General features: G+C 53.7%; 16 protein-coding genes. 14 read left to right on the top strand and 2 right to left on the bottom strand.

What is annotated here, in order from left to right:
- The first annotated feature begins 17 nt into the window (after positions 1–17).
- Together F0P93_RS07360 and F0P93_RS07355 are read left to right on the top strand one after the other, a co-directional pair.
- Positions 18–1,634, top strand: a complete 1,617-nt coding sequence (locus tag F0P93_RS07360) for a SulP family inorganic anion transporter (RefSeq protein ID WP_150875675.1) — start codon at positions 18–20, stop codon at positions 1,632–1,634.
- Positions 1,600–2,283, top strand: coding sequence for a carbonic anhydrase (locus tag F0P93_RS07355; RefSeq protein ID WP_150875674.1), 684 nt, complete (start codon positions 1,600–1,602; stop codon positions 2,281–2,283). Before F0P93_RS07360 ends, F0P93_RS07355 begins: the two co-directional genes overlap by 35 nt.
- A 73-nt stretch (positions 2,284–2,356) precedes the next feature.
- Here F0P93_RS07355 and F0P93_RS07350 read toward each other — a convergent pair whose 3' ends face one another.
- Positions 2,357–4,921, bottom strand: coding sequence for a TonB-dependent receptor plug domain-containing protein (locus tag F0P93_RS07350; RefSeq protein ID WP_150875673.1), 2,565 nt, complete (start codon positions 4,919–4,921; stop codon positions 2,357–2,359).
- 174 nt (positions 4,922–5,095) lie between these two features.
- Here F0P93_RS07350 and F0P93_RS07345 point away from each other — a divergent pair, with 174 nt between their 5' ends.
- The 11 genes from F0P93_RS07345 (at position 5,096) to F0P93_RS07295 (ending at position 17,594) form a co-directional block, all read left to right on the top strand.
- Positions 5,096–5,488, top strand: a complete 393-nt coding sequence (locus F0P93_RS07345) for a hypothetical protein (protein WP_150875672.1) — start codon at positions 5,096–5,098, stop codon at positions 5,486–5,488.
- Between the two features lie 90 nt (positions 5,489–5,578).
- Positions 5,579–7,534 carry an efflux RND transporter permease subunit gene (locus tag F0P93_RS07340; RefSeq protein WP_225309393.1) on the top strand — a complete coding sequence of 652 codons (1,956 nt, stop codon included), beginning with the start codon at positions 5,579–5,581 and terminating at the stop codon, positions 7,532–7,534.
- Positions 7,471–8,121 (top strand): TolC family protein, encoded by a 651-nt coding sequence (locus F0P93_RS07335; RefSeq protein WP_150875671.1) that lies wholly within the window; start codon positions 7,471–7,473, stop codon positions 8,119–8,121. Before F0P93_RS07340 ends, F0P93_RS07335 begins: the two co-directional genes overlap by 64 nt.
- 16 nt (positions 8,122–8,137) lie before the next feature.
- On the top strand, positions 8,138–9,301 hold the full coding sequence (locus F0P93_RS07330; RefSeq protein WP_150875670.1) for an efflux RND transporter periplasmic adaptor subunit: 1,164 nt from the start codon (positions 8,138–8,140) through the stop codon (positions 9,299–9,301).
- 229 nt (positions 9,302–9,530) lie between these two features.
- Positions 9,531–11,060, top strand: a complete 1,530-nt coding sequence (locus F0P93_RS07325; protein ID WP_150875669.1) for an MFS transporter — start codon at positions 9,531–9,533, stop codon at positions 11,058–11,060.
- 12 nt (positions 11,061–11,072) lie between these two features.
- Positions 11,073–11,294: a DUF6814 family protein gene (locus F0P93_RS07320; protein WP_150875668.1), complete on the top strand. Its 222-nt coding sequence runs from the start codon at positions 11,073–11,075 to the stop codon at positions 11,292–11,294.
- Positions 11,295–11,469: 175 nt separating this feature from the next.
- The gene (gene acs / locus F0P93_RS07315) at positions 11,470–13,383 is read left to right on the top strand and encodes an acetate--CoA ligase (RefSeq protein WP_150875667.1); all 1,914 of its coding nucleotides are present in this window, start codon (positions 11,470–11,472) and stop codon (positions 13,381–13,383) included.
- Between the two features lie 373 nt (positions 13,384–13,756).
- Positions 13,757–14,491: a T9SS type A sorting domain-containing protein gene (locus tag F0P93_RS07310; RefSeq protein ID WP_191908748.1), complete on the top strand. Its 735-nt coding sequence runs from the start codon at positions 13,757–13,759 to the stop codon at positions 14,489–14,491.
- A gap of 61 nt (positions 14,492–14,552) precedes the next feature.
- A complete protein-coding gene (locus F0P93_RS07305; protein ID WP_225309392.1) occupies positions 14,553–15,422 on the top strand; it encodes a methylated-DNA--[protein]-cysteine S-methyltransferase in 870 nt (289 codons plus the stop codon).
- Between the two features lie 58 nt (positions 15,423–15,480).
- Positions 15,481–16,176: a 2OG-Fe(II) oxygenase gene (locus tag F0P93_RS07300; protein WP_150875665.1), complete on the top strand. Its 696-nt coding sequence runs from the start codon at positions 15,481–15,483 to the stop codon at positions 16,174–16,176.
- Between the two features lie 389 nt (positions 16,177–16,565).
- Positions 16,566–17,594 (top strand): sensor histidine kinase, encoded by a 1,029-nt coding sequence (locus F0P93_RS07295; protein WP_150875664.1) that lies wholly within the window; start codon positions 16,566–16,568, stop codon positions 17,592–17,594.
- 18 nt (positions 17,595–17,612) lie between these two features.
- Here the strand turns inward: F0P93_RS07295 and F0P93_RS07290 are convergent, their stop codons facing one another.
- Positions 17,613–18,593: a c-type cytochrome gene (locus tag F0P93_RS07290; RefSeq protein ID WP_150875663.1), complete on the bottom strand. Its 981-nt coding sequence runs from the start codon at positions 18,591–18,593 to the stop codon at positions 17,613–17,615.
- A 250-nt stretch (positions 18,594–18,843) separates the two neighbouring features.
- Between F0P93_RS07290 and F0P93_RS07285 the strand changes: the two genes are divergently transcribed.
- On the top strand, positions 18,844–19,455 hold the full coding sequence (locus F0P93_RS07285; protein ID WP_150875662.1) for a DNA-3-methyladenine glycosylase family protein: 612 nt from the start codon (positions 18,844–18,846) through the stop codon (positions 19,453–19,455).
- The last annotated feature ends 50 nt before the right edge of the window (positions 19,456–19,505 follow it).

Here is a 19,505-nt window from a genome sequence, read left to right as displayed (position 1 = left end):
TCATAATTGAAGATAATATGAAATTCTTTAGACCCCTAAAGACCTTATCGCATTATTCCCTCTCTACGTTTCGCTCGGACTTACCGGCTGGTTTATCGGTTTTTTTAGTGGCATTGCCCCTGTGTCTGGGAATTGCGCTGGCGTCGGGTGCGCCTTTGTTTTCGGGTTTGGTCGCCGGCATGGTCGGTGGTCTGGTCATTGGCTTTCTGTCGGGTTCAGAAGTCAGCGTCAGTGGTCCTGCGGCCGGTTTGGCCGTTATTGTAGCCGACAGCATCGCCGGATTGGGTGCGTTCGAAGTGTTTCTAACGGCGGTGGTTCTGGCCGGTATTGTTCAACTGGGATTAGGCATTCTAAAAGCCGGGAAATTTAGCGGTTATTTTCCGGATAGTGTTATTCGGGGCCTGCTGGTTGCCATTGGACTGGTGATTATTCTGAAACAGATTCCCCACGCCCTGGGTCGGGATAATGATTTTGAGGGTGAGTTTGCGTTTCAACAACTGGCCGACGGTGAAAACACGATTTCCGAAATTTACCGGGCCGTTGAAACAGCCAGTACCGGTGCGGTCATTATCAGCGTTGCTTCCTTTATCCTGCTTTATTTCTGGGGAAAAGGCGCCCAAAAAGGCATCGGTTTTTTCAGGAATTTCCCCGGCGCGTTGGCGGTGGTAGTGCTGGGAGTCGGTCTGAATGAACTGTTTCGGGTTATGATGCCCGAGTGGTATCTGGGAACTTCCAAACACCAGCACATGGTGCAAATTCCGGAAATTGAAGCCGGTAAGAGCGTGTTTTCTATTTTCTATTTTCCGGATTTTGGCGCCCTGACCAATCCCAAGGTTTATGTCACGGCGGTTACGATCGCCATTGTAGCGAGTTTGGAAACGCTTCTGAATCTGGAGGCCGCCGATAAGCTTGACACGGAAAAACGGGTGTCGTCGCCCGATCAGGAAATGGTGGCGCAGGGCATTGGCAACATAGTTTCGGGATTGGTTGGTGGTTTGCCGTTGACATCCGTGATTGTCCGGACTTCGGCTAACGTGTACGGTGGTGGTAAAACCCGGGTTTCGAGCATTGTTCACGGCTTGTTTTTGATGCTGGCGGTTTTTCTGGGAGCCCCGTTCCTGAACCTGATCCCGTTGTCCTGTCTGGCGGCTTTGCTGATCACCGTAGGGTATAAACTGGCCAAACCGGACGTTTTCAAAAAGACGTACCGGGAAGGGATTTATCAGTTTATTCCGTTCATTGTCACGGTATTGGGTATCGTATTTACGGATTTGCTCATAGGCATCGGGATTGGTCTGGTGGTTGGCATCGTGTTTGTTCTGCTGACCAACTTTCAGGCGGCCTTCCGGGTGGTGCGCGATGGAAACCGGGTGCTGATCAAGATCCAGAAAGACATGTATTTTCTGGTGAAACCCCAGTTGAAAGAAACCCTGCGCGAGTTGCAGACGGGTGATGAAGTGTTGGTGGATGGCACGCACGCTTCCTTTATCGACCACGATATTTACAACATCCTGCAGGATTTCAAGGAAACGGCACATACGCTGGACATCAAGTATGAACTGAAAAATGTTTCATTAAAAAAACGTAGCTTACGTACCCATGCAAAGACACGAGAAGTTACTATTAGCGAATAAGGCCTGGGCACTGGACAAACTGGAACTCGATGAGTTCTATTTTGAAGCACTGGCAGCCGACCAAAAGCCTGACTTTCTGTGGATTGGCTGTTCCGACAGCCGGGTTTCTGCCGAAGAAATCACCGGCACCCTTCCGGGCGAGATGTTCGTTCACCGGAACATCGCCAATCAGGTCATTTCGTCGGATCTGAATCTGCTCAGTGTTTTGCAATACGCCGTCGAGGTGCTGAAAGTCCGGCACGTAATTGTCTGTGGTCATTACGAATGTGGCGGGGTAAAAGCAGCCTTGCACAACAGGCGCTATGGCTTGATTGACAACTGGTTGCAAAATATTCAGAACGTGAAGGAGAAATACTTCGATGAACTGAAAAACATGCCCGACGAACCCAGCCGGTTCAATCGCCTGGTCGAACTCAGCACGCGAGAGCAGGTATACAACCTGGGCCACACGGCCATTGTCCAGAATGCCTGGAATCAGAAACAACCGCTCTGGCTGCACGGCTGGGTGTTTGACATTCACAACGGGCAGTTGAAAGAAATCGTCAATTTGTCGCCGGAAGATAAGGCCGACGTTCAGTTCGTTCGTGATCTGGGCGACGAAGACGGTTTGGCGAAAGCCCTGACGACGGATATTCGGCTGTTGAAGTAAATGATGAATTATGGATGATGAACGATGAATTAGCTCCGCAGGCAAACATTCATCGTTCATCATCCATAATTCATCATTCATTTAAAACCCTCACCACCACCGTCGCATAATACAATCCGCCTACGCTCGGCCCGGCCGCGAAAGTGGTATAGGGGTGGTTTAGCAGATTGGTGCCACCAATTTTCAACGACAAACCGGGTTTTGGTAACCCGTAGCGAAGCTGGGCGTCGACGGTATGGATGGCGGGAACCCGGCCGGTTGCCAGTGACGATTGCCAGAGAAACGAACTCTGGTATTTAAAATGCACCGAAAAGCCGAGGTTCTTCCAGAGGGTCGGGTTGCCGATTCCCACGTTGGTGATCCATTTCGGGGTGTTGAACGCTTCTTCCAGTCCATCACCCCGGTCGGTGCGGTCGAGTTGGGCCAACGACGCATTCCCCGACAGGACCCAGTTGCGACCCGCCGAATACCGAACGCCCAGACTCGAACCGGAATTGAAGACCTTCGTTTTGGAGTTGGTCCAGAGCCGGTAGCGGTCCTGTTTGGTGCGGTCGGCCAGGGCATAGGCCAGCGAATCCGGATTGCGGCTTTTGGGAACATTCGCTTCGACCTGGGCGATGAAATTTCGGTACACGTTGTAGTAGAAATCGACATCTACAGACAGGCGGTTTTCGAGGAACAAGCCCTTGTAACCCAACTCCAGGCTGCTGACCTGCTCGGGTTTGAGGTACGTATAGGTATTGGCCCGAATCAAGCCTTTATTCTTTTGAATGGCCTGGTCGGTCGTCAACCCGTTCGTGTTGACGTCGGTGTTGATGGCGGCCTGAAAAGCGTCGATCGATGTCCGGAAATAGGAACGCTCAAAAATGCCCTGCGACATGATCTTCAAGCCTCCGACCCGTTTCACACCCCCCGAATTAACGTTGGAAAACGCTTCGAAGAGCGACGGAAACCGGTAGCCGGTCTGGTAAGACGTCCGGAAATGGTGATGCTCGCCGGGCGAAAAAACCGCCGACACCCGCGGGTTCAGCCGGGCGTCGAAATAGCGGTTTTTGTCGACCCGGACGGAACCGGTCAGTTTCAACCGCTCCTGAAAAAACGACCGCGATGCCTGGAGAAAACCGCCGGTTTTGTAGTAAATCAGGTTCTGTCCCGACTCTTCGGGGTTGATGAAATAGTTGCCATCCGGAAAAACGACGTACTGCCGGTAGTCGAAACCCACCAGCAGGTTGAGGCCGGTTTTTTCGCGGAAACCCGACCAGAGCACTTTCGTTGGTTCGGCCTGACCCTCTGCGTGATACAGCCACGACTGCACCTGCAAAGCTGCCCCGATGTCCCAATTGTTGATTTGGCGAAGCTTGTCAACCTGCGTATTGAACGTGGCCGAACCGGGCTGGGGGCGTCCCTGGTCGGCGGTGGTGCGGGCGGTTTGAAGAGCCTGGGAGGTGGGTTGCCCGGTTTTCGTAGCGGCCAGAAACTGGATGGAAAAGTCGGTAAACCACTGGTTGTCGGATTTGAACGACCGATCGATGTTCTCTGCCATCGAGCGAATGTTGTAGGAGTCGCCGGTCGTTTCGTGCGTTCGGTAGGCGCGGAGGTGGACCGACGGCGATTCAAGCGTCAGGCCGTGCTGGTCGAGCCGGTAATCGTCTAGCCGGAACCGGTTGGTGCGCTGATAAACCGTAGCGAGCGTTGCGGCTTTATACCGGTACGAAACCGTTAACCCGGGATGGATACGCCAGAAAACCGCCACATCGCCCCGCAGATTGTGGAGCCGTAAATCAGCCGTTTCATTTTCGAAATAACCGGTTCGGGAAACGACGTATTTCTTGCCATCGAGCGTCAGCGTCCGGCGGTTGGCCGATTCATCGCCGTAGACGTTGATCCGATCCCGACCGGGGTTTTCGGCACCGACCAATCCCAGCGACGCATTGGCTCCGGGGTTGAGGTCATCCGGATTTCGGGCAATCCAGTCGTAACCACGTTGGTACGTCAGGTTCAGTTTGACCGCCAACCGGGAACCGAGCGTCCGGGCATACCGCAGACTGGTCTCATTGTACAATTTCGCCGAAACAAGCGGATCGTTGACGTGATTCATCCCGGTTTTCTGACTGACACTCAGCCCCTGCGACGTAAAAGGATCTTTGGTAATCAGTTGTGCTAACCCGTTGAGGGCATTCATGCCATACAGTGCCGAAGCCGCTCCCGGCACAATTTCGACCTGCTGGATGTCCAGATCCGAGGGGGCGAGGGCATTAGCGATGGGGGCACCGATGTGCGGGGCCTGGTTGTCCATGCCATCCACGAGCTGCACAAACCGGACGTTGGTTGGATTGGCGAAGCCGCGCGTGTTGTACACTTTGAAGCCCAGACTGGAGGTCAGCAACTGAACACCCTTGAGGTTTTCAATGGCGTCAAAATACGACGGCTGAGCCGACAGCCGGATTTGCCGCGCATCGAGGAGTTCGATGCTGACGGGCGATTTCAGGATGGATTCCGGCACCCGCGAAGCCGTCACCACAATTTCGTTCAGTTGAATTTTTCGGAGCGAATCCCGGCGGGCAATCGTGCTGTCCGGCAGGGTGTTTGCCAGTGCCAGCCGCGTTGACAGCAGAAACAGAACGGAGAGGTATTTCATCGAAAGCGTTATTTTCAGTGAAAGATAACGAGTCGTTATGTTCAAATGAAAATAACGACTCGAAAATTCCTGAAAATTTAGTGTAGACTGCGGTTTCGAGGCAGAACTGCCCGAAAATGAGAAAACAAGGGCTATCAACTCGGAACTTGCCGGATTGAGCCGTACCTTTGACCGATGAAATCCACGCTGGCTCTTTTTCTGGGCATCCTGATGTTGGCGGGCAGTCTATTCCCTCAGACTGACGTGGAGAAAGTGTATAAACTTCCCGGTTTGCTGGCTCATTACCAGTTGCATCGGCAAGCCGCCAAAAACACGTTTGATTTCTGGCAATTTCTTTCCCTCCATTACGCTGCCGGATCGGAACACGCCAAAACACCGCACAAGGGCGTCAAACTGCCCATGTACAATCACCTCTCGTCGGGTTTTGTTTTTGTGTTGACCGAGCCGCAATGGCAACCGATCGAACCCGCGATTTTTACCCCTTTCCCCTCGGTTCGCTTCTCCTACGAAAACCGCTATTCCTTCCAGCGAACCACGCTGCTGTTTCAACCGCCCCGTTTCGGGTAACTCCCGGCATTGATCGTTTGGCGTCTGAGCCCGTGTCATCCGCACGGGGTTAGTCTGCCTGCTATTCATTTTCAACGAGTTATCTGTATTATGCTGCAAAAAATCATTCAGTTCAGCATCCATCAAAAATTGATGGTGGTGCTGGGCGTCGTGGCATTGATTGCCTGGGGTACCTACGCCCTCCGGCAACTGCCCATTGACGCCATTCCCGATATTACCAACAATCAGGTTCAGGTGATCACCCAGGTTCCATCACTGGCGGCTCAGGAAACCGAACAGTTCATCACGTTTCCGCTCGAAACCACCCTGCGAAATGTGCCGGGTGTTACGGAAATTCGGTCGATTTCCCGGTTCGGCTTGTCCGTTATCACGGTGGTTTTTGAAGAATCGACACCGACGTTTCTGGCCCGCCAGTTAGTGGCCGAGCAACTTAAAACCGCCGAAGGAGAACTGACGGAGGGCACTCCTCAACTGGCTCCGGTGACAACGGGTCTGGGCGAAATTTATCAGTACGTGGTCCGACCCAAAGACGGTTTTGAAAACCGCTACACGGCAACCGACCTGCGCACCGTGCAGGACTGGCTCATCAAACGCCAACTGGCGGGCGTGCCGGGCGTGGTGGACATCAGCAGCCTGGGCGGTTATTTGAAAGAATACGAAGTTCGGATCGACCCCGAACGGCTGCGGGGCATGAACACGACGCTGACCGAAGTGGTCGAGGCCCTGACGGCCAACAATGCCAACACGGGCGGTAGTTACATCGAAAAAGGGCCGGAAGCCTTCTTCATCCGGGGCGAAGGCATGGTGAAAAACCCGGATGAAATCAGCCAGATTGTCGTCAAAAATGTTGGCCCAACGCCCATTTTGGTTCGGGATGTCGCGCAGGTGGGCGTGGGTCATGCGGTCCGCTACGGCGCCATGACCCGGAATGGGCGGGGCGAAGTGGTGGGCGGTATTGTGCTGATGCTCAAGGGGGCATCTTCCGAAAAAACCATCGAAGGCGTCAAAATCCGCATGGCCGAGATTCAGAAAAGTTTGCCGCCCGGTTTGATCATCGAACCGTTTCTGGATCGGAAGGTGCTCATCGACAAAGCTATCCATACCGTCAGTAAAAACTTGCTGGAGGGTGGATTGATTGTCATGAGTGTGTTGCTGCTCCTGTTGGGCAACTGGCGGGCGGGGCTGGTGGTGGCCTCCGTCATTCCGCTTTGCCTCTTGTTTGCGCTGGGCATGATGCACGTCTTTGGGGTTTCGGTCAATTTGATGAGCCTGGGAGCCATCGATTTCGGACTGCTGGTTGATGGGGCCGTTATCATTGTCGAAAGCATGATTTTCCAGATCGTACACACCCAGGCGGCCCGTTCGCAGTCGATGAACGACATTTCGCTGGATTCGTCCAGCCGCCTGATGCGCTCCGCCCTGTTTGGTCAATTGATTATTTTGATCGTGTATGTGCCTATTCTGTCGCTGACCGGCATCGAAGGCAAGATGTTCCGCCCCATGGCTCTGACGGTCGGGTTTGCCATTATTGGCGCGATGATTCTGTGTGTCACCTATGTGCCGATGATGGCGGCTACCTTGCTTCGCAAAGACATACGGGAGGAGGGAACGCTGGCCGACCGGCTTATGAAAGCCCTCTACCGGTTGTATAAACCGTTGTTGGTCGGAGCCTTACGCTGGCAAAAAACCGTGCTGTCATTGTCGGCCCTTTTGCTGGTCGGAGCGGTTCTTCTGTTTGGTTCGATGGGGGGCGAATTTATCCCCAACCTCGACGAGGGTGATATTGCCATTAGTCTGACGCTCAAACCGGGTTCGTCGCTGACGCAAACCGTAGAAACCGCCCGGCGCATGGAAACCATTCTTAAAAACGGTTTTCCGGAAGTAAAGGAAGTTATTTCCAAAATCGGAACTGCCGAAATTCCTACCGACCCCATGCCGATCGAAGCCGCCGACGTGATGGTGTTGCTAAAAGAGCCCGGCGAGTGGCCCACGGCGACATCGGGCGGCAGCAACTGGCCATTTTGCTGCAGGAAACTGAGCCGGTGAGCATCGACACGACGGGAGGGTTAAAAGCCGGAATGCCCGGGCCTGCGCCATCGCTCGCTGAAAACCCCTTGCTGGCCTTTCAGCGGCAGCAGGTCGAACTGACCCGTCGGCAGGCCGATCTGGAAAAACAGCGGTTCTGGCCCGACCTGCGTGTGGGTTATCTCTCACAATCCATTGAAAAACAGGCAGGATTCGGTATTTACCAAGTAGGGGTTTCGCTGCCGCTGTTTCTGGCTCCTCTGCGGGGAAGACTGGAAGCGGCCCGACTCCAGAGCCAGGTGGCCGACCGGCAGTTGAGCTACCAGCAACACCGGCTCCGGGGCGAGTTGACGATTCGTGAACAACAATTCCGCCAGTCACGGAACACCCTGGCCTACTACGAAGCGTCGGCGCTACCCCAGGCTGACCTGATTCTGAGAACCGCCGAACAAAGCTACCTGACTGGGGATATCGAATACCTTGAGTTTGTGCAGAGTACGACTCAGGCGTGGCAGATTCGGGAACAGTACCTGAACGCGGTGGCTCAGTATAATCAATCCTTTATCGAACAGGAAGCGCTGGCGGGGTACGTGCCCACGGCTCCCTGACAAAATTCTATACCCCATGAAAATCACATTAAAATCATTTGCTATTCCCATGTTGAGCGTTCTGGCAGCCTGTTCGTCGCCCTCGGCTTCGGATCAGGAAACCCCGCGTGTGGCACCAGATTCGTCGGCCAACACCGTTACCATCAGCGAAGCCCAGTTTCGCGAAACCGGAATCCAACTGGGTGGGCCGGATACACTGACGCTGGGGGAAACCATTCAGGCTACGGGCAAACTCGAAGCGCCACCGGACCAATGGGCGACGGTGAGCGCTCCGATGGGAGGTTTTGTGCGCTCGGCCCGGTTGGTGGAGGGCGATTTTGTTCGTAAAGGGCAATCGCTGGCGGTTTTGGAACATCCGGACTACATCAAACTCCAGCAGGAATACCTGCAAGCCATCGCCCGGAGCCGGTTTGAACGCCAGGAACTGGATCGGCAAACGGAATTAAGCCGTGAAGAAGTAGGTGCCCGGCGAAAGCTCCAGCAATCGACGGCTGAGTTTGAAACGACCAAAGCCCTGCTGGCTTCGCTGGAGGCTCAACTTGCTCAATTGCATATTCCGCTGGAAACGCTGCGCCAGGGGACGATCAGCCGGACGATTCCGTTGCTGGCTCCCATTAGCGGGTATGTCGATAAGGTGAATCTGCGGCTAGGGCAATTTGTGGGGACTACCGATGCGTTGGTCGAAATCGTGAATAAAGACCACCTGTATCTTGAATTGCGGGTTTTCGAGAACGACATCCGGCACATTCACGAGGGCCAACTGGTTCGTTTTGTAGCCTCCCAGCAATCTACCGGCGAGATGCTGGCCAAAGTCTACCGGGTGGGACAAGCGTTTGATGCACACACGAAAACCGTGTTGGTACACGCCAATCTGCTACCCGGACAATCCGGCCGGCTTTTTGCCGGATCGTACGTTCGGGCAACGATTCTGGCCGCACCCCGGCGCGTGGTGGCCCTGCCATCGGATGCGCTGGTGAAAGAAGGGAAACGAACGTTTTTGTATGTCCGGCAGCCCGACAGTCCGGCAGGTAAGTACCGATTTGAACGGGTTGAAATTCAGGCCGGTATTACCCAAAATAACCAGACGGAAGTGACGTTGCCTCCGGTCGTAAACCCGGCGTCGATCGTTCGGCAGGGCGCGTATTTTATCAGTGCCGAACGGGCTAAGCGGGCCAGTTGAGTGCTTTTGGCAGAAGCACTCATTCGGGGAGAAAAACCGGCGGTTGATCATGAACAGATTCATATCGAACCGGTTTAAAAGCGTTAAGAGTGATGAGTTACGAATTAAAAGTAGAACGCGTCAGCCAACGCTTAATTCATCACTCTTAACGTATCATTTTCGCGCAATAGTAGGAAAAAAGCGGTTTTAGTTGCTTTTTTATGCCGCATTCCAAAACCCTACACAGTACATGCGTATCAAACAATCCGCACCCTCCGAAGCAACCGGAGTCTGGCGGGTCATAACGGCCTCCTCGGTCGGCACTCTCATCGAGTGGTATGACTTCTACATTTTCGGCAGTCTGGCTACGATTCTCTCCGCCCAATTTTTTCCGAAAGACAATCCTACTGCCGGTTTTCTATCAACGCTGGCGACTTTTGCCGCCGGTTTCATCGTGCGTCCGTTTGGTGCCCTGGTATTCGGTCGGCTGGGCGATCTGGTGGGTCGAAAATACACCTTTCTGCTGACGCTCGTGCTGATGGGCGGGTCGACGTTTTTGATTGGCTGCGTGCCGGATTACGAAACCATCGGCATGTTGGCACCGGCCCTCGTGTTGCTGCTACGGCTCGTTCAGGGGTTGGCGTTAGGCGGTGAATACGGTGGGGCGGCTACTTACGTGGCCGAGCATTCGCCCGATGGAAAGCGGGGATATTTCACCAGTTTTATCCAGACAACGGCCACGCTCGGGCTGTTCGTTTCGCTGGGAGTCATTCTGCTCACCCGGCAGGCGATGGGCACCGACGCCTTCACGAGCTGGGGCTGGCGGGTGCCGTTTCTGTTGTCATCCATTCTGGTTGGCGTTTCGATTTACATCCGGCTAAAGATGTCGGAATCGCCTATTTTCCAGAAACTGAAAAGTGAAGGAAAAGTCTCGACCAATCCGCTGAAAGAGAGTTTTGGCAAAAAAGCCAACCTGAAAATGGTGTTGCTGGCCTTGTTCGGGGCCACGGCGGGGCAAGGCGTCATCTGGTATACCGGGCAGTTTTACGCCCTGTCGTTCATTCAGAAAGTTTGCAACGTCGAATTTGCGCAATCGAATTACATTATTGCGATTGCGCTGATGGTGGCGACGCCTTTCTTCGTCATTTTTGGCGGTTTGTCCGACCGCATCGGCCGCCGGAACATCATGCTGGCCGGGATGTTGTTGGGCGTGTTGACCTATCGGCCTATTTACCGGGCCATGTACAACCTGGCCGACCTGACACAGAAAACCGAGCAAACCTTCCGGCGAAGCATCGAAACCAAACAGGAACGCATCGGGGATACGAAAGAATTCAAGGCTACGGTTTCGTCAGTTTCTTATTTTGACGATGGCACGGTGTACCGCGAAACTCAGCCCAAAACCGGTGCTGTACCCGGCACAGCGGTGGTGAAAGAAGTGACCTTGGGGGATGAGTCGTTCTGGCTCATGACGGTTCTGGTGTTTATCCAGGTGCTCTACGTGACGATGGTCTACGGCCCCATTGCGGCTTTCCTGGTCGAGCTGTTTCCGACCCGAATCCGGTATACCTCCATGTCGTTGCCCTACCACATTGGAAACGGTGTTTTTGGCGGTTTAACGCCATTTATCGCAACGAGCCTCGTTGAAACCGCGAAAAAAACGCACACGTTGGAAGCGTATTTGCAAGGCTTGTGGTACCCCATCGGAATTGCCGCCGTTTGCTTCGTGATCGGAGCCTTATACATCGACAAAAAACAATACAAAACCGCTGACGACTAACCCCTTCCCACAATGAACGCCATAAAAAAAATACTCGGCCTGATCTGTATGCTGGCCGGAATCGCCCTGATGATCGGGTTACCGTATCAAACCATCCGAAAACTAACCTCCGATACCGCCAGTGCGGAAGACTACGTGTTCTGGCTGGTGATTGTCGTCATTTTTTTTCCCATCACCGCCGGTCTGGCGCTGTTCGGGCGGTATGCCTGGCAGGGCGAATACGATAAAACCTGAGGATGTTTCTGCCTCTAAATCCCCTGAAGGGGACTATTTGCATCCGGATAAGTCCGTGTCCAAGTTCCCTTCAGGGGATTTAGGGGCAAAGTGAAGAGAGTTGACAACGCCAAAAATGTCAGATTGAAAGCAAATAATTGTAGTTTAGCGGCCTGAACTTTAGTATTTCAAGCATATGAATTTTCAAATCCGAACCTTTGACGAGTACCAGGAAGCGTATCGCTACAGCGTCGAGGACCCCGAGGGCTTTTGGGCTGAAATCGCTCAGAATTTTCAGTGGAGAAAGCCGTGGAAAAAAACGCTTCAATGGAATTTTGAAGAACCGAATGTGCAGTGGTTTGTGGGGGGTAAACTCAATATTACCGAAAACTGTCTGGACCGGCATCTGGCCGAGCGCGGAGATCAGCCTGCCATTATCTGGGAGCCCAACGACCCGAACGAAGCGGGCGTTACGCTGACGTACCGGATGCTGCACGACCAGGTATGCCGAATGGCTAACGTATTGAAACGCAACGGCGTTGGCAAAGGCGACCGCGTGTGTATTTATATGCCGATGGTGCCGGAACTGGCGATTGCGGTGCTGGCCTGCGCCCGCATCGGAGCCATTCATTCCGTGGTGTTTGGCGGTTTTTCGGCCCAGTCCATTGCCGACCGGATCAACGATGCGCAGTGCCGTCTGGTCATTACGTCCGATGGAGCCTATCGCGGGAATAAGGAAATTCCGATGAAGGAAACCGTCGACGATGCGTTGGTGCAATGCCCCAGCGTTAAACGGGTCATTGTGCTGACCCGCACCCGCACCCCGGTTTCGATGATCAAGGGCCGGGATGTCTGGATGGAGCAGGAACTGAAGCAGGTCACGGCCGAATGCCCCGCCGAAGAAATGGACGCTGAAGACATGCTTTTCATCCTCTACACATCCGGATCGACGGGCAAACCCAAAGGCGTTGTGCACACCTGCGGGGGCTATATGATCTACACGGCCTATACTTTCCAGAATGTGTTCCAGTATGAACCCGGTCAGGTGCATTTCTGTACGGCAGACATCGGCTGGATTACCGGACATAGTTACATCGTTTACGGTCCGCTGGCCTGTGGGGCCACGTCGCTGCTGTTCGAGGGCGTTCCGACCTGGCCGGACAACGGTCGTTTCTGGGACATTGTCGATAAATACAAGGTCGATATTCTCTATACCGCCCCAACGGCCATTCGCTCGCTGATGAGTTTTGGGCTGGAAAAAGTGGACAATCACGACCTGAGTTCGCTGAAAGTGCTGGGATCGGTAGGCGAACCGATCAACGAAGAAGCCTGGCACTGGTACGACGACCACATTGGTAAAAACCGCTGCCCGATTGTCGATACATGGTGGCAAACCGAAACCGCCGGTATTCTGATTTCGCCCATTGCCGGACTGACGAAAACCAAGCCGACCTATGCCACCCTGCCGCTGCCGGGTGTTCAGCCCCTGCTGGTGGACGAAAACGGGCAGGAAATCGAAGGCAACGGCGTGAGCGGGAATCTGTGCATCAAGTTTCCCTGGCCGGGCATCATCCGCACGACCTACGGGGATCACGAACGGTGCAAGCAAACGTATTTCAGCACCTACAAAGGACTGTATTTCACCGGCGATGGCTGTTTGCGCGACGAAGACGGGTATTACCGGATTACGGGCCGGGTCGATGACGTGCTGAACGTGTCGGGCCACCGCATTGGAACCGCTGAGGTAGAAAATGCCATCAACATGCACACCGGCGTGGTGGAAAGTGCCGTGGTCGGGTATCCGCACGACATCAAAGGACAAGGCATTTACGCGTATGTCATCGCTGAAAGTCAGGTATCACACAGCGATGCGGAACTGATGAAACGGGATATTCTGGCAACGGTGAGCCGCGTAATCGGGCCGATTGCCAAACCCGACAAGATTCAGTTTGTCAGCGGATTACCCAAAACCCGTTCCGGAAAAATCATGCGCCGGATTCTGCGGAAAATTGCTGAAGGCGAAACCGGAAGTCTGGGCGATACCTCGACCTTGCTGGACCCGGCCGTGGTCGATGAAATCAAAGCGGGCGCGCTGATTGGAGTGAAGTAATCATTTTTGCTGCTAAATAACCGGTATTTCGGGAAATGACTCATTTGCCTGGGATACCGGTTATTTATGTATTATGCATATTTAGTGGTTGTATTTTACAAGCTGTTTGAGTTAATCGGAAAGCCCTGGAAGGGCGGTCTGTCAGTAGCAAAGAGGGTTCAGGAGTCGGTAGCTCTGGAGGAGCGATCCATGAATTCGTTCAGGCCGCTCCTCCGGAGCTACCGACTCCTGAACCCTCTTTGCTATTGACAGGACAGGCCTCCGGCTTTCATTCAAGCAACTGCTAAAATTATGAAACTATATGCATGGAACCGCTTATGGACTTCCAACCAATCCGGTCGAATTGGAGTCTCTCTTAAAAAACGGAGAGATGATGAAACGAATACTACTGTTTGTGATGATGGTGGGAGCGGGGTTGGGTGGAATAACCGACGTGCAGGCGTGTAGCTGCATCGATGCCGGCTCTTTTTTGACCATCGCTGAGAAAGCGGCCTGGCAACCCGGTGTGTTGATTGTCCGGGCGGAAGTTCGGGACCACGAGGCACACGGCATGGACGTAAAAATCCTGGAGGTGTTGAACGGGAGTGAAGAAAAATCCGTGGTTCGGGTGTGGGGCGATCCCGGGTTTATGTGCCGACTTTATACGAATGGCTTTAAGAAAGGCGATAGACTCGTCCTCATTCTCAACCGAATCGAAAACGCGTATTATCAGAATGAGCGAAACGGTGATTATGAACTGGGGGGCTGCGGTACCTACGTCGTTCGGGAGGATCAACGGATCAGTGGCCGGATCACGTCGTCTGATAAAGAGATGTCCAAAACGAAATTCTTCAAGGAACTGGAACAGCTCATGGGTAAGCACCAGCCGGATCTGGCAAAGATTTTTCCCGTTCCGACCGACAAGCTGCTGACCATCAATGTTCCCGATCTGCCATATTCAACCCTTTCAGCCCGAATCATCACCCTGGCAGGCCAGCCGCTGCAAACCCGGCAACTGGAAGTGGGAAAGCAGCACCAGATCGACGTTTCGACCCTGGCGAAAGGCGTGTATATCATCCTGTTTAGTACAGGACACCAGTTTTATACCCGCCGGTTTATCAAGCAATAAGTTCGGAAAAGTCCGCAAGAATCGGGTTTCTCCGACGGGGTTTGTGGCCTACTTTTGTTTCATGCAAACGACAACACTCATGTACGAAACAGAAGCCAATCCTACCTACCAGCAGATTGCCCGGTCGATTGAGTTTTTGACCGAGAACTTTCGTCAGCAACCTTCGCTGGCCGAGGTGGCTAACCAGGCTAACCTGAGCGACTACCATTTTCAGCGGTTATTTTCGGATTGGGCGGGCGTGAGTCCCAAGAAATTTCTACAGTATTTAACCCTCGATTTCGCCAAAGAACGGTTGCGGAGTGGGCTCACCCTGGCGGAAGCCGCCGACGAAGCCGGGCTGTCGGGTACGGGGCGGTTGCACGACCTGTTTGTGGTGCTGGAAGGCGTTACGCCCGGTCAGTTCAAACTGGCCGGCGAGGGCCTGACGATCCGGTATGCGGTTTTTGAAAGCCCCTTTGGACCGTATCTGCTGGGAACGATTGGTGATCGAATCTGTCGGCTGGAGTTTCTGGAAGAAGCCGAGCCAACTGACGCCATCAGTATCGCCCACCGATTTGCCACCGACTGGCCTGAAGCCACGGTCATCCCCGATTCCGCGGCTCTTCGCCCTCTGGCTGATGCGATTTTTACCGATGCTGCCCGGAAACCGTTGCGGGTTTTGGTCAAGGCATCGTCGTTTCAACTGAAAGTGTGGGAAGCTCTGCTGCGCATCCCGGAAGGGCAAGTGGTGAGTTATGACCAGATTGCAGCAGCCATCGGCATGCCGACAGCTTCGCGGGCGGTCGGAACGGCCATCGGCTCCAACCCGGTGGGCTACCTGATTCCCTGCCACCGCGTCATCCGAAAAACCGGTTTGTTTGGGAATTACCGCTGGGGAGCCACCCGCAAAACGGCCTTGCTGGGTTGGGAAGCCGCTTATGCAGGGAAATAAACGGTAGACGTTAGCAGTTAGATAAGAGAAAACAATTTCTCATAAAATAGACCGTAGCATGAGAATCGATCAACTGAACTGGGATGATGCGCGCGAATCGCTCCATGCGAACGGTTTTGCGCTCCTCCGCCAGGTGCTTCATCCGGAAGAATGCCAGCCGCTCAGGGCGTTGTACGATGAACCGGGGCATTTTCGGAAAACGGTCGTGATGGAACGGCACGGCTACGGGCAGGGGGAGTACAAATATTTCCAGTATCCGCTTCCTGAACCCATTCAGACGATGCGAACGGCTATTTATGCAGCTATTGCTCCGGTGGCGAATCAATGGGCAAGTTTGTTAAAACTCGGGATTCACTACCCCGAAGAACACGCCGGTTTTCTGGATGAATGCCACCGGAATGAGCAGCGCCGGGCCACTCCGTTGCTGCTGAAATACGGTCCTGGTGGTTATAATGCGATGCATCAGGATTTGTATGGAGATGTCTATTTCCCTTTGCAGGCCGTCGTTTTTTTGAGTGAACCGGCTCAGGATTATACCGGAGGGGAATTTGTCTTGACCGAGCAGGTTCCCCGGGCGCAGTCCAAAGCAACGGTTTTGACTCCAAAGCAGGGCGATGTCCTGCTGTTTACCACGCAATTCCGTCCGAAAAAGGGAACAAGAGGGTATTCCCGGGTCACGATGAGGCACGGCGTCAGCGCGGTTCATTCCGGAAACCGGTATACATTAGGAATCATTTTCCATGATGCGAAATGATCCCATTCTCTGACCAACGGACAAGACCCTGAAAGGGTCATCTCATTAGCCCCGGGTGCAATCCGGGGAATGGAATCGAGACCGCCAACGAACGGACAAGACCCTGAAAGGGTCATATCAATAACGGATTTTATCTATTCAACCCTTTCAGGGTTGTTACTCCGCTACATCTATTCTCCATTCCCCGGATTGCATCCGGGGCTAATGATTGGACCCTTTCAGGGTCTTGTTTGCGGTTAACAATCAAATTTGACCAATGGCAGCGGTTCTTTAATTTGGCCGCCTTGACGAGCATATACCTAAACCGGTTTCGGATGGTTTGGGAAAACCGACTTGACCTGTCTGGAGAATTTCGTAGATTTGAAAAGCGGCTCTGCTTTCTGCTTCCTATGAAACTTCTGGCCTATTCCCGATACGACTGGCTTTTACAAATCATCGTTGTTCCACTGTATATCAGTATTTTGAACTGGTTACTGCTGGGCGACGACTACTGGCGAAACTGGACAACCCTCGGCCTGGCGACTGGTTTAGCCTTTCTGGAGTCATTTACGGCCTGGTATGTCAACAACGGCATTGCCATTCGCATCAACCAGTTGTATCCGGACCCTGAGCAATACGTAGGCCGCGCCTTCCGACGCTTTTTGTTTTGCTCCCTCAGTTCCGGGTTACACGTTGCGGTCCTCTTTTTCGTGTACTGGTTCATCGCGATGCCGGGTTTCGAACCGGAAGTAAGCCGGTTGTTGCTGGGTCTGGTATTTACCACCCTCATCGTGGCGATTGTGGTCATCACTTACGAAAGCATGGATAGTTTCGGACACTGGCAGCAGTCGCGCAAGGAAGTCGATACGCTGAGCAAAGCTCAGCTTCAGGCCCAGCTCGACACCCTGCGGCAGCAGGTCAACCCGCATTTTCTGTTCAATAGCCTCAACTCGCTGACGGCACTCATTAGCGAAAACCCGCAGCAGGCCGAAGTATTTGCCGAAGAACTCAGCTCGGTCTACCGGTATTTGCTCCGCAGCAACGAGAGCGCGCTGACGCCTTTAGCCAATGAATTGGAATTCATTCAATCGTATTACCACTTGCTGAAAACCCGCCACGGCGAAGCCCTGACGCTGGTGACCCGGATTTATCCCGGTACGGAAACGATGCATCTGCCGCCCCTGACGCTGCAACTGCTGATTGAGAATGCCGTCAAACACAACATCATTCTGCCCGAACAGCCACTCACGATTGTGCTCACGACCGATGAACAACAGCACCTGATCGTGAGCAACAACCTCCAGCGCAAAGCCAGTCGGATTCTTTCCAACGGGGTGGGCCTGAGCAACATCCTGACCAAATACCAGATGCTGGGCCAGCCGGTTCCGAGAATAGAAGAAACCGGTCAGGAGTTTCGGGTAACATTGCCGCTGGTCTGACTACCGGCCTCCGGTATCTTATTTCTCCGCCAGTTGCAATTCCGCGTTCTTCTTGGCGATGTCGTTCTGAATTTTCGGTACGGTTTTCAGGAATTCATAAATCGCGCCCACTTCGTTGTCCGACAACATCGGACGCGGGAACATGGGTTGTTTGAGAACCGAACCGTCGGGTCGAACACCGAGTTTTACCACGCGGATGAACTGCTCTTTGGTGTATTTTTTGGCAATTCCCGTTTGCTCGTCGAACGTCAGATTGGCCGTAATAACCGGTTTTCCGCCTTCGCCTTTCATTTCAATTCCACCGCCGTAATAGCCCTTGCTCTTTTCAGGTTGTTCTTTGCTCTGGTCGATTAGGTCGCCGGAGTGGCAGCTATAGCAGTCGCCGATGGCGTCGGCAGTGTACTTGCCCAACGCAACCGGATCCGTGCTGTCGGGCAGCGAAACGAGTGCCGGCGAATAGGCGAGGGGCTTCATAAGGGTATGCGTCAGGAGTTTCGATACAAAACTCAGTTCCGACTCCGGGGCTTCTTCTTTGGTGGCCTGAACCGGGAAGCGGTCGGAGCGCAGCCAGGCCACCACCGATTTCAGGTCTTCGTCGGCCATATTGGGATACTGGGGCATGATGGGAGCGTAGGTGCCGTCGCGCCGGAGGCCGGTTCGCAGGAAGTAGATCAATTCCCCGTCGGTCCAGTTGCCAATGCCTTTTTCCAGGTCCTGGGTGATGTTTTTAGAGTACAGCTTGCCAAAGAGGGCCGGTACTTCCCCCAGGTATTTGCCGGTCAGGCGGTTTTCGTTGTTGGCGTGGCAGGCGAGGCACTGGATCTGGCCGATTACCTCCCCACGGGCTACGCGGGCGGGGGTGCTTTCGACGGTGATTTCCGGGATCGTGGGTGGATCGTAGCTCGGAACGCCCACAACGGCTACATACGTGCAATAACCGGCGATCAGCAAAACAAGGCCACCGAAGCCGTAACCAATGATTTTAAAGACTTTTTTCATGAGAGTGAGTGGATGAACAAAAAGTGGTGTGGATAGGCTTTTTTCAATTTGAACAGCACAAAATTGCCCCACTTACCCTCGCATCCCAATTCTCAACCTGCTGAACCGTAACAACTTCCGGATGAAGTGTCAAAAGAAGCCCATCATACGGGTCGGTCGGGGAGCGGAAAACCGGTGAGAAACCGTGTCGGTCTGGGCATTCCTTCCGATCTTTATTCTTTCCATTCATGGACCTGAAAATACCTTTCCCATGCCACTTGACCATCTCGCCAAAGATGCCATTCTGAAGCAAATTATTGCGTCGACGCCCTTGCCGAAAGTAGCATTTGCGTATGACGAAGACCCGGACAAGAACCCGATTTACCTGGCGTTGCTGGAAAGCATCGTCTCCCAGCAGATTTCTGTCAAAGCGGCCGATTCCATTTTTACCCGGTTTCTGGCTCTGTTCCCCGATGGCTATCCGCACCCGGAACAGTTGGTGGCCAAGTTGCCGGAGGAATTGCGGAGTGCGGGGTTGTCGGGTCAGAAATCCGTCTATCTGCAAAGTGTGGCCGAATTTGCCCTGAAAAACCCCATGTCCAGCGACCACCTCGGGCCACTGACCGACGAAGAAGTGGTGCAATACCTGCTGCCCATCAAGGGCGTGGGCCGCTGGACCGTGGAGATGCTGCTGATGTTCGTGCTGGATCGCCCCGACGTGTTCCCGGTCGATGATCTGGTGATTCGGCAGAAGATGGTAAAAGCCTATGGCCTAACCGAAACCGGCCGGGCACTCTACAAACGCCTGCACGAAATCGCCGAGCCCTGGCGCCCCCACCGCACGCTGGCATCCCGGTATCTGTGGCGATGGAAGGCAGAATAGGAATGATGAGTGATGAATGATGAACGATGAATGTATGCGTCAGCCCGTTC

Origin of the sequence: Larkinella humicola (genome assembly GCF_008727875.1) — a bacterium.
GTDB classification, from domain to species: domain Bacteria; phylum Bacteroidota; class Bacteroidia; order Cytophagales; family Spirosomataceae; genus Larkinella; species Larkinella humicola.
This window is presented reverse-complemented; position numbering and strand designations above follow the sequence as displayed.

What these genes read in the sequence shown, in the direction of transcription:
- F0P93_RS07290 (WP_150875663.1), bottom strand. Translation starts at nt 18,593, where the DNA reads ATGAAAAAAGTCTTTAAAATCATTGGTTACGGCTTCGGTGGCCTTGTT.
- F0P93_RS07345 (WP_150875672.1), top strand. Translation starts at nt 5,096, where the DNA reads ATGAAATCCACGCTGGCTCTTTTTCTGGGCATCCTGATGTTGGCGGGC.
- F0P93_RS07330 (WP_150875670.1), top strand. Translation starts at nt 8,138, where the DNA reads ATGAAAATCACATTAAAATCATTTGCTATTCCCATGTTGAGCGTTCTG.
- F0P93_RS07325 (WP_150875669.1), top strand. Translation starts at nt 9,531, where the DNA reads ATGCGTATCAAACAATCCGCACCCTCCGAAGCAACCGGAGTCTGGCGG.
- F0P93_RS07300 (WP_150875665.1), top strand. Translation starts at nt 15,481, where the DNA reads ATGAGAATCGATCAACTGAACTGGGATGATGCGCGCGAATCGCTCCAT.
- F0P93_RS07355 (WP_150875674.1), top strand. Translation starts at nt 1,600, where the DNA reads ATGCAAAGACACGAGAAGTTACTATTAGCGAATAAGGCCTGGGCACTG.
- F0P93_RS07285 (WP_150875662.1), top strand. Translation starts at nt 18,844, where the DNA reads ATGCCACTTGACCATCTCGCCAAAGATGCCATTCTGAAGCAAATTATT.
- acs (WP_150875667.1), top strand. Translation starts at nt 11,470, where the DNA reads ATGAATTTTCAAATCCGAACCTTTGACGAGTACCAGGAAGCGTATCGC.
- F0P93_RS07295 (WP_150875664.1), top strand. Translation starts at nt 16,566, where the DNA reads ATGAAACTTCTGGCCTATTCCCGATACGACTGGCTTTTACAAATCATC.
- F0P93_RS07350 (WP_150875673.1), bottom strand. Translation starts at nt 4,921, where the DNA reads ATGAAATACCTCTCCGTTCTGTTTCTGCTGTCAACGCGGCTGGCACTG.
- F0P93_RS07310 (WP_191908748.1), top strand. Translation starts at nt 13,757, where the DNA reads ATGAAACGAATACTACTGTTTGTGATGATGGTGGGAGCGGGGTTGGGT.
- F0P93_RS07305 (WP_225309392.1), top strand. Translation starts at nt 14,553, where the DNA reads ATGCAAACGACAACACTCATGTACGAAACAGAAGCCAATCCTACCTAC.
- F0P93_RS07320 (WP_150875668.1), top strand. Translation starts at nt 11,073, where the DNA reads ATGAACGCCATAAAAAAAATACTCGGCCTGATCTGTATGCTGGCCGGA.
- F0P93_RS07360 (WP_150875675.1), top strand. Translation starts at nt 18, where the DNA reads ATGAAATTCTTTAGACCCCTAAAGACCTTATCGCATTATTCCCTCTCT.
- F0P93_RS07340 (WP_225309393.1), top strand. Translation starts at nt 5,579, where the DNA reads ATGCTGCAAAAAATCATTCAGTTCAGCATCCATCAAAAATTGATGGTG.